This is a genomic window from Microbacterium sp. Au-Mic1, from assembly GCF_021341785.1.
Taxonomy (GTDB): domain Bacteria; phylum Actinomycetota; class Actinomycetes; order Actinomycetales; family Microbacteriaceae; genus Microbacterium.
In genome coordinates this window covers 110,443-123,402 of sequence record NZ_JAJTTF010000009.1, presented here as the reverse complement: position 1 = coordinate 123,402, position 12,960 = coordinate 110,443, and the positions used below count along the sequence as shown (strand labels likewise).

11 protein-coding genes are annotated in these 12,960 nt (G+C 69.9%); 9 read left to right on the top strand and 2 right to left on the bottom strand.

The window, feature by feature from the left end:
- Position 1: 1 nt before the first annotated feature.
- From LXM50_RS13495 to LXM50_RS13485, 3 genes are read left to right on the top strand one after another with little or no spacing between them, the layout of a single operon-like run.
- The gene (locus LXM50_RS13495; RefSeq protein ID WP_233311856.1) at positions 2-928 is read left to right on the top strand and encodes a carbohydrate ABC transporter permease; all 927 of its coding nucleotides are present in this window, start codon (positions 2-4) and stop codon (positions 926-928) included.
- Between the two features lie 23 nt (positions 929-951).
- On the top strand, positions 952-1,839 hold the full coding sequence (locus LXM50_RS13490) for a carbohydrate ABC transporter permease (protein WP_233311855.1): 888 nt from the start codon (positions 952-954) through the stop codon (positions 1,837-1,839).
- Between the two features lie 30 nt (positions 1,840-1,869).
- On the top strand, positions 1,870-2,973 hold the full coding sequence (locus LXM50_RS13485) for a DUF4185 domain-containing protein (RefSeq protein ID WP_233311854.1): 1,104 nt from the start codon (positions 1,870-1,872) through the stop codon (positions 2,971-2,973).
- A 21-nt stretch (positions 2,974-2,994) separates the two neighbouring features.
- On the opposite strand, the gene LXM50_RS13480 is transcribed toward LXM50_RS13485, so the two are convergent.
- Positions 2,995-4,557 carry a molybdopterin-dependent oxidoreductase gene (locus LXM50_RS13480; protein WP_233311853.1) on the bottom strand — a complete coding sequence of 521 codons (1,563 nt, stop codon included), beginning with the start codon at positions 4,555-4,557 and terminating at the stop codon, positions 2,995-2,997.
- 127 nt (positions 4,558-4,684) lie between these two features.
- Between LXM50_RS13480 and LXM50_RS13475 the strand changes: the two genes are divergently transcribed.
- The 6 genes from LXM50_RS13475 (at position 4,685) to LXM50_RS13450 (ending at position 11,282) form a co-directional block, all read left to right on the top strand.
- Positions 4,685-5,356 carry a fasciclin domain-containing protein gene (locus tag LXM50_RS13475; protein WP_233311852.1) on the top strand — a complete coding sequence of 224 codons (672 nt, stop codon included), beginning with the start codon at positions 4,685-4,687 and terminating at the stop codon, positions 5,354-5,356.
- Positions 5,357-5,491: 135 nt separating this feature from the next.
- Positions 5,492-6,091 carry an ECF RNA polymerase sigma factor SigK gene (sigK, locus tag LXM50_RS13470; RefSeq protein ID WP_374107833.1) on the top strand — a complete coding sequence of 200 codons (600 nt, stop codon included), beginning with the start codon at positions 5,492-5,494 and terminating at the stop codon, positions 6,089-6,091.
- Positions 6,088-6,936 carry an anti-sigma factor domain-containing protein gene (locus LXM50_RS13465; protein ID WP_233311851.1) on the top strand — a complete coding sequence of 283 codons (849 nt, stop codon included), beginning with the start codon at positions 6,088-6,090 and terminating at the stop codon, positions 6,934-6,936. The genes sigK and LXM50_RS13465 overlap by 4 nt, the downstream gene beginning before the upstream one ends.
- A gap of 219 nt (positions 6,937-7,155) precedes the next feature.
- Positions 7,156-8,889, top strand: coding sequence for an ABC transporter ATP-binding protein (locus LXM50_RS13460; protein WP_233311847.1), 1,734 nt, complete (start codon positions 7,156-7,158; stop codon positions 8,887-8,889).
- Positions 8,886-10,664: an ABC transporter ATP-binding protein gene (locus tag LXM50_RS13455; RefSeq protein WP_233311846.1), complete on the top strand. Its 1,779-nt coding sequence runs from the start codon at positions 8,886-8,888 to the stop codon at positions 10,662-10,664. Before LXM50_RS13460 ends, LXM50_RS13455 begins: the two co-directional genes overlap by 4 nt.
- Positions 10,665-10,850: 186 nt before the next feature.
- On the top strand, positions 10,851-11,282 hold the full coding sequence (locus LXM50_RS13450) for a DoxX family protein (protein WP_233311845.1): 432 nt from the start codon (positions 10,851-10,853) through the stop codon (positions 11,280-11,282).
- Between the two features lie 112 nt (positions 11,283-11,394).
- Here the strand turns inward: LXM50_RS13450 and LXM50_RS13445 are convergent, their stop codons facing one another.
- Entirely contained in the window at positions 11,395-12,930 is a 1,536-nt protein-coding gene (locus tag LXM50_RS13445; RefSeq protein WP_233311844.1) for a DUF4185 domain-containing protein, read from the bottom strand.
- Positions 12,931-12,960 lie beyond the last annotated feature (30 nt).

The following is a 12,960-nucleotide window of genomic DNA, read 5'->3' as shown; positions in this document are numbered from 1 at the left end:
GATGGCCACCGAAGCGATCGAGGGCGGGCGCACGGTCAAGCGCCGGCACGCGCGATACCGGAATCGCGACACGAAGCTCGCCTATCTGATGCTCGCCCCCGTGGTGATCCTGCTGGGTGTCTTCGTCGCGTGGCCGGCGGTGTACGCCGGCTTCCTGTCCTTCCAGGACTGGAGCTTCTACAAGGATCCGCAGTTCGTCGGCTGGAAGAACTACGCCGACGTGCTGACCGACCCGCTGTTCGTGGCCACGATCGGCCGCGGCTTCCTGTTCGTGCTGCTGACGGTGCCCCCGATGCTCGTGCTCGCATTCCTCTTCGCGAGTCTCGTGGTGAGCCTGTCGCGCCGGCTGGCGACGATCCTCAAGGTCAGCATCTACATCCCCACGATCATCTCCGGAGTCATCGCGTCCATCATCTTCGTGGTGATCTACGCGTACGACGGCGGAATCCTGAACGCCGTGCTCGCCGTGTTCCACATCGACGCGGTCTCCTGGATCGGGGATCCGGCCTGGGCGCTGCTCGCCGTCGCCGTGCCGGCCGTCTGGCTCGGCATGGGCCTGACCTCACTGATCATGGTCGCCGCGATGGTCGACATCCCGACCGAGTATTACGAGGCCGCGGCGATGGAGGGGGCCGGCTGGTGGCAGAAGACCTTCTACATCACGATGCCGCAGATGAAGAACGTGTTCCTGTACCTGCTGATCACGGGCTTCGTCGCGGCGATCCAGCAGTTCGAGCTGCCCCTCGTCATGACGCAGGGCGGTCCGCTGGACTCGACCACGCTGCCCAACCTGTTCATCTTCAACCACTTCCGCAACGACGTGAACGTGGGCTACTCGATCGCCGCGGCGCTGCTGCTGTTCGTGGTGCTGGGATCCGTGTCGGCCCTGGTGTTCAAGTTCATCAACTCCGAGAGGCTGGTCGACTGATGAGCGCGACGTACCCTGCGACCGTGCCCGAGACGACCCGCATCGTCCTGGACGGCAAGGACCACCGCCGGTTGAAGGTGCCGCACGGCGTCGGCGGCTGGGCGGCGTTCATCGGCAAGGGCGTGGTCGGGCTGATCTTCCTGCTCGCCGCACTGTTCCCGCTCGCGTGGATGGTGATCGCCGGCTTCAAGGCGAAGACCGAGGTGCTGAGCACGCCGTTCCAGTTCTTCCCCGAGGTGTGGCACTGGGAGAATTACACGAAGATCCTCGGCGACGAGACCTTCCTGCGGACGCTCGGCTGGACGTTCCTCGGCGCGATCCTGTTCACCGTGCTCAGCCTCACCGTGAACTCGTTCGCGGCCTACGCCTTCGCCCGGCTCGAGTTCCGGTTCCAGCGGACGCTGTGGGTCGCCGTCATCACGACCATGTTCATCCCGGGGATGACGATCCTGCTCACCAGCTTCATCGTCGTGACGAAGCTCGCGATGCTCGACACGCTCGCCGTGCTGGTGATCCCCGGAGCGGCCAGCGCCGCGTCGGTGTTCTTCATCCGGCAGTTCTACCTGAACATCCCGGCCAGCCTCGAGGAGGCGGCGATGCTCGACGGCTGCGGCCGGTTCGGGATCTTCGTGCGGATCTTCCTGCCGCTGTCGAAGCCGCCGTTCGTCGTCATGGGCATCACGGCGTTCCTCGCCTATTGGAATTCCTACGTGTGGCCGATCATGACGATCACATCGCCGGAGAAGTTCGTGCTGCAGCAGTACCTGGCCGAGTTCCGCACCGGCCGCGGCTCGAGCGAGCTCGGCCTTCTCATGGCGGGATCCGTGCTCGCGGCGGCGCCCGTCGTGATCCTCTTCCTCATCTTCCAGCGTCAGATCATCGGCAACATCAAGATGGCAGGGCTCAAGTAGCCCGGCCGTGTTCTCGAAGAGGAGAATGCCATGTCCGAACAACCGAACCGTCCCGCCCACGCACTGACCCGCCGGGGTCTCCTGCAGGGAGCCCTCGCCGCGGGAGCCGCGCTCGGCGTCTCCGCACTGGGCGTCAGCCCCGCGGCCGCGGCCGGGCTCACCGTCACCCGGCTCAAGGTGCTCGCGGGCACCCAGGCCGGAGTGCAGTACGGAGTGGGGGCCACCGATCTCGGAATCCCCGCGCGCACGCCCGACGGCCGTCTGATCTTCGTGTTCGGGGACACCTGGGCCGACGCCGTGGGCGGCACCAACTGGCGCTCGCCGGTCGCGCTGTACTCGTCGACCGCCGACCTCACCGCCGGGGTCGCGTTCTCCGGGGCGGCGGGTGCGGGCGCGAACACGCAGGTGACTGCGCCGCAGCTCTGGTACTACCCGCACGACGCCTACTACGAGACCGTGATCCCCTCGGACGTGATCACGATCGGATCCCGCATGTACCTGCACGCGATCGTGAACGGGCCCACCTTCGGGGCGGTGCGCTGGACCGAGCTGTGGCAGTCGGACGACTCCGGGGCGACATGGCAGCATACCGGCCTGAAGTTCCCCGCCGACATGGCCGGCGGCCGCTTCCAGTGCATCACGTGGGGGCTGGGCAACGACGGCTACGTGTACATCTACGGCACCGGCTTCCAGCGTGACAAGGGCATCGTGCTCTACCGGGTGCCGCAGAACAGCATGACCACGCTGTCGGCCTACCAGCCCTGGGGCTACGCGAACGGCGCCTGGGGGTGGGGCAACCCGGCGACCGAGGTGCTGCCGGGGAAGTTCGGCGAGATGTGCCTGCGGCCGCTCGGCGGGAAGTGGATCCTCACCTGGTTCAACGCCGGCGCCTACCGGATCGACGCGATGGTGCTGAACACCCCGACCGACAACCTCTACACGGCCGCGAAGACCACGCTGCTCACAGGGTGCGAGTGGGGCGCGGAGGACGCCAGCCACGTCGCGCAGCTCTACGGCGGGTACATCATCCCCGGCTCCACCCTGTCGGATCTGCACCTCAGCGTGAGCCAGTGGAACACCGGGAACAACAGCGTCTACCACGTGGAGCAGTTCCGGATCCGCGGTCTCGTCTGAGCCGCCGGGCGATCGCGCCGCTCAGCCCGCGGTGCCCACGCGGACGACGGTCGACTGCCATCCCGTCGACCCATCGGGCGCGATCGGGGTGCGCTCCTGCTCCTGCATCCGGCCGTTCCGATCGGTCGCGCGGACGACCAGGGTGTGGCTGCCGCTCGTCGCGTTCCAGTCGAGGAACCACTGCACCCAGGTGTCCTCGCCGACCGGCGTGGACAGGGTCGCGGTCTGCCAGGCGCCGCCGTCGATCTGGACCTCGACGCGCTCGATGCCGACCGTCTGCGCCCAGGCGACGCCGGCGATCCGGGCCGCCCCGGGCGGGATCTCCTTGTCGATGCGCGGGGTGTCGATGCGGCTCGACAGCTTGATCGGCGCCTGCGCGCTGTAGCCCCGGGTCGTCCAGTACGCCTGATCCTTGGCGAACGTCGTGACCGTCATCCGGGTCAGCCATTTGGTCGCCGAGACGTAGCCGTACAGGCCGGGCACGACCATCCGCACCGGGAAGCCGTGCTCCAGCGGGAGGGGCTCGCCGTTCATGGCGACGGCCAGGATCGCGTCGCGGTCCGGATCCGTGAGCGCGGCGATCGGGGTCCCCGCGGTGAAGCCGTCCACGCTGCGGGAGAGGACCATGTCCGCTCCCTGCGCGGGCCGGGCGAGGGCGAGCACCTCGCGCACGGGGACGCCGAGCCATCGCGCGGTGCCGACCAGATCGCCGCCGACCTGATTCGACACGCAGGTCAGCGTCACGGCGTACTCCCGCAGCCCCATCCGGAGCAGTTCGTCGAAACTCAGCTCGATCCTCTTCGCGACCATCCCGTCGACCGTCAGCCGCCACCCCTCGGGGGCGATCGAGGGCACCGAGAGCGCGGTGTCGACGCGGTAGAAGTCGGCGTTCGGGGTGAACAGCGGCGAGAGCCCCGGGATGTCGAGCTCGGCGCCGGCCGGCACGGTGACCCTGGACGACGGCTCCGGGAGCCTCAGCGCCTTCCGCACGGCGGCGACGGAGCCCGTGGCGACGGTGCCGATGCGGGCCCCGGTCCCCGCGACGATCGCGGCGACCGCGCCGAGTGCGGTCAGGAGGAGGAAGCGCCGTCGATCCGTCCCGGGACGACCGTCGTCGGCGGCCGCGGAGGAGCGCCACCGACGCAGCGCTCCGATCGACGCGGACAGGAACAGGCAGCCCGCGATCGCGCCCACGAGGGGCGGCAGGGCGGCGAACGCCGTCGCCTCCGCACGCGTCGTGGTCGCCAGCAGCCCGGCGATGCCGGCGGCGGCGAACACGGCGACGCCCGCCCAGCGGCGCCGGCGCTCGAGAAGACCGGCGGCGGCGGCGACCAGGAGCACTCCGACGCCGAGGGTGACGAGGAGGAAGAGCTTGTCGTTCGCGCCGAACACGGCGATCGTCAGCTCCTTGGCCCATTGCGGCACGATGTCGATGACCAGCGATCCCGCCGCCAGCAGGGGGCTTGCGTCCCGCGCCACCAGGAACGCCGTTACCTCGGCGGACGCGACGAACACCCCGCCGCTGACCGCACCGGCGGCTGCTGCCCAGATACGGCCGCCGCGAAACGCTGTCTTCTCTCCCATGTCCGGGGTTCGTCGCGGACGACGAAACGGATGGGGACCAGCAGGATCCAATCCGGTGCGGGCACGGCTCCGAACGCTCCATGTCGGCCGAGGAACGGTCGAGATGCACCAGTCAAAGGAGAAGATCATGCGATCCACCGTTCGCACCCGGGCCTCGCTCGCCGCCGCCGGCCTGCTGGCCGCCGCGGCCCTCGCCCTCACGGCATGCTCGTCGACGTCCGGTTCGATGTCGTCGGAGTCGTCCAAGCCCTCGGCCAGCGCACCGGCCGCGTCCCCCTCCCAGACGATGGATCCGGCCGCCGACCTCGTCGGCTCCGGGTGCGCGGCCTACGCGAAGCAGGTGCCGTCCGGCGCGGGATCGGTCGCGGGGATGGCCCAGGACCCGGTCGCGACCGCCGCGAGCAACAACCCGCTGCTGACCACGCTGGTCGCGGCCGTCTCGGGCAAGCTCAACCCCAAGGTGAACCTGGTCGACACGCTCAACGGGAGCGAGTTCACCGTGTTCGCCCCCGTCGACGACGCTTTCAAGAAGATCGACCCCGCGACGATCGACACGCTCAAGACCGACGCGGGCGCGGACACGCTCAGCAAGATCCTGACCTACCACGTCGTCGCCGGGCAGATCGCGCCGAAGGACATCGTCGGCACGCACAAGACCGTCGAGGGCGGCGAGGTGACCGTGACCGGCTCGGGGGACAGCCTCAAGGTGAACGATGCGAACGTGATCTGCGGCGGCGTCCACACCGCCAACGCGACCGTGTATCTCATCGACTCCGTCCTGATGCCGCCGGCGCAGTAAGCACCGGCGCACCCACGAGACCGACCGGACCGCATGCGCACAGGCATCGCCTGGGCATGCGGTCCCGTCGCTCGGCGGGAGGCGCGGCGGCACTCGTCCGCGACGCATTGCCGGGACCGGGCGGGGAGGTGGGGCATGCTGGAAGCCATGGTGATCGATGACCGCGAGCACGCCGAGCAGGACGGCGGCGACGACCTCGCGACCGCGCTGCTGGTGCGCGTCGCGGAGGGCGATCAGTCGGCGTTCGCCGAGCTCTACGACATGCTGTCGTCGCGCGTGTTCGGTCTCATCCTCCGCGTGCTGGTGAACCGCTCGCAGAGCGAGGAGGTGCTGCAGGAGGTCTTCCTGGAGATCTGGCAGACGGCCGCCCGCTTCGCCTCGGACCGGGGGCGGGGGAGGACCTGGATCCTCACGATCGCGCATCGGCGGGCGGTGGACCGGGTGCGGTCCTCGCAGGCCAGCTCCGACCGCGACGTGCGCATCGGAGCGCGCGATCTCGACGTCGCCCACGACAGCGTCGCCGAGCAGGCCGAGCTGTCGATCGAGGCGAACCGGGTGGTCGACGCCCTGTCGGCGCTCCCGGACGCGCAGCGCGAGGCGCTGGTGCTCGCGTACTACGGCGGATACTCGCAGAGCGAGATCGCCACGATCACGGGTTCGCCGCTGGGAACGGTGAAGACCCGGATGAGAGACGGACTCACGCGTCTTCGGACGCACTGGGGGGTGAACGCATGAACGAGCCGGAGTTCGCCGAGCTGGCCGCCGGCCACAGCCTCGGGGCGCTGTCGGCGGAGGACGAGCGACGTTACCGGGTCGCGCTCGCCGCGCACCCCGAGTGGTCGCCGATCGCAGATGACGACGCGGACACCGCCGCGCTCCTCGCCGAGGGTGCCTCACCGGTCGCGCCTCCTCCGGTGCTGCGCGATGCGCTCCTCGCCCGCATCGCGGTGACGCCTCAGAACCCCGATACCGAGGGTGAGACCGCGGCCGCGGGCGAGGGCGTCGTGTCGACCGGCTCGGAGACCGTGCCCGACGTCGCCCCCGACGAGCCCCCGGTACCGGATTCCCGCAGGCAGGAGCGTGCACGCAGCGCGTCCGCGGCGGGGGGCGAGGGCGCGTCGCGTCGACCGCGACGACTGCTGTTCGCCCTGGCCGCGTGCCTCGTGCTGATCGTCGGTCTCGGCGTCGGTGCCGCGGTCGTCATCCCACAGCTGCTGCGCCCCGCGGCCGTCGTCGCGCTGGACCGGATCGAGAGTGAACCCGACGCCGCCCAGAAGACCGTGGCGCTGCCCTCCGGGGGGCACGCGACAGCGCACTGGTCGGCGTCGATCGGCACGGCCGTGCTCGTCTCCGACGGACTCGAGCCGTTGGACGGGAACCAGACGTACGAGCTGTGGTTCGTCCGGGGCGACGCGCCCGTGTCGGCCGGTGTCTTCGCCGCCGAGCAGGGCACGACGACCGCGCAGCTGCGGGGCAGCATGCACGCCGGCGACGCGATCGCCGTGACGGTGGAGCCGGCGGGGGGATCCCCCACGGGAAAGCCCACGAGCCAGCCGATCGTCGTCATCCCGACGTCCTGAGACCGCCTCGTCCCGGGCCGCGAGGCCCCGGACCGCGATGCCCGGGCGCCGATCGCGGATTTCGTCCGAATCCGTGATATCGATTTCGCGCGAAAGTCGCTAGGGTGTCGATATGCGCCGTTGAACAGGGTTTCCGCGGATCCTCGTGATCCGATCCAGACCGTCGTGCCGTGCGCACGCGGTCGTCGACTCTGTTCCTGCTGCGAGAGGAGACGGGCGATGATCGCCCTTCCCGAGACCTATGTCCCACCGCCCGCCGGCGTCACCCCCGTAGGTTTCCTGGCCTGGCTCGTCCGCAGGCAGTGGACGACGGTGCTGCAGGGCGTCGTGTGCGACGTGATCTGGCTGCTCGGTCTCGCCCTCACACCCTGGGCGATCGGCCGCGCGGTCGACGAGGGCCTCGTCGCCGGCGACTACGGGGCGTTCCTGCGCTGGCTGGGCGTCGTGGTGTGGCTGCAGCTGCAGCACTCGCTGATCCAAGGGCTCAGGGACAGGGCCGGATCCATCAACTTCGCCCGCGCGTACTCCCGGCTCGAGATGGTGCTCGCGAAGGCGACGTCGCGGGTGACCGTCGCCGCAGAGCGCTCACTGGCGCCGGGCGCGGTCGTGACGATGGCCGCGGAGTCGTGGAGTGCAACGTTCCTCCCGATCAACGTCGGATCGATCACCTCGGCGCTGGTGGCCTTCGTCACGGTCGCGGTGCTGCTGCTGCGGGATTCCGTGATGCTCGGCCTCTTCGTGATCGTGGGTGTTCCCCTGTTCTCGGCCGCGTCGTTCCTGCTCGTGCGCACGCTCAACGCGCGCAGCGAGGTGGCCTGGAGCGCACGCGAGGCGATGAACGCCGTCGCTCTGGACAGCGTCAAGGGCCTGCGCGTGCTCCGCGGGGTGGGTGGAGAACAGCGTTTCCTCGCCCGATTCGGAGAGCGCTCGGCGGAGCTGCGCGTCGCCGGGATCCGCCTCGCCCTGCCGCGCGCGGCGGCGGAAGCGCTGAACCTGCTGATCCCCGGCCTCTTCGTCGCCGGCTTGACCTGGGTCGGGGCTGTGCTGGTGAGTCAGGGGCAGTTGCAGGTGGGGGCTCTCGTGGCGTTCTACGGTTACGCCGGCTTCCTGGTGCTGCCCGTGGCTCTCATCAACCAGGCGATGACGGTGGCGGTCGACGCGCGCGTGGCCGCGCGGCGGATCGTCGGACTGCTCACCCTGCGACCGACGTGGGAGGAAGACGCGAAGGACGCCGCTCCTGAGGCATCCTCGACCCACGGAGTGGAACTGCTGCACGATGAGGTCACGGGCCTCGTCGTGCGAGAGGGTGAACTCGTGGGCGTCGTGGTCTCCGAGGCCGGCAGCGCTCAGGCGCTGGTCGATCGTGTCGGGCGCCTCCTCCCGGATGCCGAGGAGGGATCAGCAGTGCTGCAGGGTCGCCGACTCCCGGACTGGGATATCGCGGTGGTGCGGAGGCGCATCGTGGTGTCGGACCCGGTGCCGTTCCTCTTCAGCGGCACGCTGCGCGAGGTGCTCGACCCCTGGGGGCGCCACGACGACGCGGCCGTTCTCGCCGCCGTGGCCGCGGTGGATGCGTCCGACATCGTGCGGTCGGTCCCGGGCGGCCTCGACGTGCTGGTCGGTGAGCGGGGGGTCGAGTTCTCGGGCGGGCAGCGCCAGCGGCTGGGCGCGGCGCGCGCTCTTCTCTCCGAACCGGAACTGCTGGTGCTGCACGAACCGACCTCGTCGGTGGACGCTCCGACCGAGGAGCGCATGGCATCGGGCATCTGCGCGCATCGCCGAGGGCGCACGACGCTGATCGTCACGACGAGTCCTCTGGTACTGGCGCTCGCCGACCGGGTTGTGCTCGTCGTCGACGACCGGATCGTGGCGGACGGCACCCACCTCGGCCTGCTCGAGAGCAACCAGGGGTATCGCACGCTCGTGATGCGCGCCGAGGGGGTGGAGCAGTGAGCGCGTCGGCTCTCCCGACGGCAGGACGCGCACATGTGTTCGCCGCGATGCGCGCCATCTGGCGCGGACGGCGGGCCGCGTTCATCGCCGTGATCGCCCTGTTCGCCGCGGCGGCCGTGGCCGGGCTCGCCCCGCCGCGGCTGATGGGGCTGCTCATCGATCGCCTCACGGCGGGGGCGGACCCCGGCGAGCTGGCGGTCTACTGCGGCGCCATGCTGGGGTTCGCTCTCGCGCAGGGCCTCCTCGTGCTGAGTGCGAGCCGTCTGGCCTACATCGCCGGTGAGCATGTCTTCGCTCAGCTGCGGGAGGAGTTCCTGGCGAGCGCGCTCACCCTGCCGATGGGCGTGCTCGAGAAGGGTGGGACGGGAGACCTCGTCGCGCGCACGACCCAGGACATCTCCGCCGTCTCGGACACCGTGCGCCGTGCTCTTCCGGAATCGCTGATCGCCGGAATCACGGTCGTCCTCACTCTGATCGCCGCTCTGCTGACCTCTCCGCTCATCTCCCCGGTCTATCTGCTCAGCGTGCCGATCCTCGTACCGGTGATGCGCTGGTTCATCCGGCGGGCCGGCGGTGTCTACGAGAGACTCGGCGCCAGTTGGGGTCCGATCTTCGCGTCCATCAACGAGACGGCGACGGGAGCCAGGACCGTGGAGGCGCTGAGCATCGCCGAGGCGCGGGACCGTTCGATGCAGGACGCGATCACGGGCATCGGCATCGCCTGGTATGCGCGCATCCGGTTGCGCCAGGTGATGCTGCCCTGGACGAATCTCGCGTTCGCGATCCCGGTCTTCGCGTCGCTCGCGTGGGGCGGTTGGCTCGCTTCCGTGGGCCAGGTGTCCATCGGAACCGTGGTGAGCGTCACCCTCTTCGCATCGGCTCTGGTGGCGCCGCTCGAGGCGCTGATCGGCTGGACCGACGAGCTGCAGAAGGGCTTCGTGTCGTTCGCACGGATCCTCGGCGTCAGTGAGATCAGCGTTGGTGACGCCTGCGCATCCGCCGAGCCGTCGACGAAGGACGTCGAACTGCGCGACGTGCGCTTCTCCTATCGTGCGGGGTACGAGGTCCTGCACGGCATCACGCTCGCGGTGATCCCCGGTGAGCGGCTCACCCTCGTGGGTCCTTCCGGCGCGGGGAAGTCGACCCTTGCACGGCTCTTCGCGGGGATCGACTCGCCGACCGGAGGGCGCGTGCTCATCGGCGGGGTGGACGCGGATGCGATCGCGCTGGATCGTCGGCGCCGCGAGGTCATGCTGGTCTCGCAGGAGAGTCACATCTTCGCGACATCGATCCTCGAGAACGTGCAGCTCGCACGGGGCGACGCCGATGAGTACGAGATCCGCGACGCGCTGCGGACCATGGGAGCGCTGGACTGGGTCGACGCTCTCGACGACGGTTGGGACACCGTGGTCGGATCCGGCGGACACCCGCTCACGGGAGCGCAGGAACAGCAGCTCGCGCTCGCCCGGGTGCTCCTCGCGGATCCGCACACGATCATCCTGGACGAGGCGACGAGCGCGATGGATCCGACCGCCGCGCGCGATCTCGAGGCCGCGCTCGCTGCGACCATGCAGGGGCGCACGGTGATCGCGATCGCGCACCGGCTGTACACCGCCTACGACGCCGACCGGATTGCGCTCGTGGACGGCGGACGGATCGTGGAGCTCGGATCCCACGACGAGCTCGTCGCCGCGGGCGGAGCCTATGCGCGGCTCTGGGCGCTGTGGCGCGACGACGGCGCCGTAGGCGTCGCGCCGGGCGACGACGAGCGATGATCGAGACCGCTGAGGACGGAGCCGGCTCGCGAGCGCTGCCGGTGCTGTGCTCCGGAGGGCACCGTCACCGGATATTGAGCCTGCGTTCAGAAACATGACAGGGTCGGCTCCGTAGCGTGGAAGACCGGGGCAAAGGCCCCGAGGCGAGCTCGCAGCTCGTGTCCTGCCACGAAGGAGATGTCCGGAATGACGAACACCACGAAGCCCGCCGCCTCTCTCGGACTCCTGGTCCTGCGCCTCGTGATCGGCGGAGTCTTCGCCGCGCACGGCGCCCAGAAGGTCTTCGAGTACACCCTGCCCGGCACCGTGCAGGCGTTCGCCGGCATGGGCGCGCCGCTGCCCGAGATCGCCGGCCCCGTGATCGCGTTCCTCGAGCTCATCGGCGGGATCCTGCTCATCGCCGGCCTGTTCACGCGCCCCGTCGGCGTGCTGCTGGCCGCTGACATGGTCGGGGCCATCGTGCTCGTGCACCTCGGCAACGGCATCTGGGTCGGCGACGGCGGCTGGGAGTTCGCCGCCGTGCTCGGTGCGGGGGCGCTGGCCCTCGCCTTCACGGGCGCCGGCCGCTACGGCCTGGACCGCACCGTGCTGCGCGGCCCGGTGCGCGCGCTGGCCTGAGTGCGCGGACGTCTCCCGCGACGGATGCAGGATCGCGCGACGGATGCCGGACGGATCCCGCGATCCGATCCTGCATCCGTCGCGACGTCCTGCGTGTGAACCGCGACCGCGGCTAGGGCACCCGCACGAGCGCGACGTCGTCCATCTGCATCCAGATGTCACCACTGTTCGTCCAGACGCCGCCGTAGAGCTGCACGGCGTTGCGGTCGCCGGAGTCGAACGTCACGGTGAAGCGCGTCCACGCGCCCACCGATGCGAAGTGCGCCTCGGAGATCACCGTGCCGTCGGGCGACCGGGCGCCGAAGTACCCGGCGTCGCTGTTCACCGAGGTGCGGAGGAACGCGGTCAGGCGGTAGGTCGTGTGCGGTTGCACCGCCACGTCCTGCCAGACGTCCCGCCACCCGTCGTTGTAGCGCACGAAGACGCGGTGGTCGCCGGTGAAGCCCGCGGCCGGAGCGTTGTCGATGCCCGAGTTGGGCTTCGCGCCCCAGGTGCCACCGGTGCCGTCGCCCAGCGTCGTCGCGCGCTCGAAGCTCGGATCCGTGACGAGGTTCGGATTGATGATCGTGCCGTTGCGGTCGATGCGCAGGTGCATCAGATACACGTTGTACGGGTTCCACTGCGACATCGTGAAGTAGATCTCGCCGTTCTTGTTCCACGGGTGGAAGTAGCCGCCGTACAGCGCGGGGTAGTCGGTCGAGCTCGCGACCGTCTGCGCCGGGGACCACGGGCCCTCGGGGCTGGTCGCGGTGCGCAGGATGATGTCCTCGCCCGAGAGCGTCATCATCAGGAACCGCTTGCTGTACTCGTCCCACTGCACCGACATCTCGCTCATCGGCGCGTCCATGACCGGCTTCGCGGCCGATTCGTCCTTGCTCCATGACGCGCCGTCCCAGTACCGGTAGGACGCCTTGTCGAGCAGCTTCTGGGCGGGCACCTTCGCCACCGATGCCGGACCGTTGCGCCCGTTCTGGGTGCCGAAGACGTAGATCGTGCCGCCCTTCTGCACGTAGGCCTGCATCTGGAACGGATCGTGGCCGTCGGGGTTATCCCAGCGGGTGTCGGAGACGGTCCAGGTCTCTCCGTCGTCGTCGGAGTAAGCGATGCCCGCATGGTTCGTGTCCCACATGCCGGGCGGACCCCACTGGCGCACCGACATGAAGCCGAGGTACTGGCGCCCGCCGACCGAGATGCCGCTCGTCGGGATGACGGTGATCTCGTCGCCGTTGACCTTCTTCGACGGGATGATCTGTTTCGCGATCCCCTGCGGATCCTGCGCGGCGTGGTCGAAGAGCATGCCGTCGGCGAGGTCGGTGTCGCTCGAGCGCAGCAGCACGTTGCTGCGCCAGTTGCCGTTCGGCGGAGCGCCGCCGCCGGGGCCGGTCCAGGAGTTGCCGAAGGTGTCGCCGAAAGCGGTGAGCACGTGGCCGGATCCGTCATCCCACGGGATGCCGAGGTCGGTGGCCTTCACGTCCCAGCGGCCCCAGGTGTTGTTGGGAGCATCCGGACCGGTGAGCTTCTCGACGACGGTGGCCGGGGTCGTCGCGGTGGTGGCCACGGCCGGCGGGGGTGCGGCCGCCGCCGCGAAGGCGGCGACGGCGAGGGAGGTGATCGCGGCGCCCGCCGCGATCCTGGTCAGGGGCTTCATCGCCCTCTCCTTTCTTCGCGTCGCCGCCCG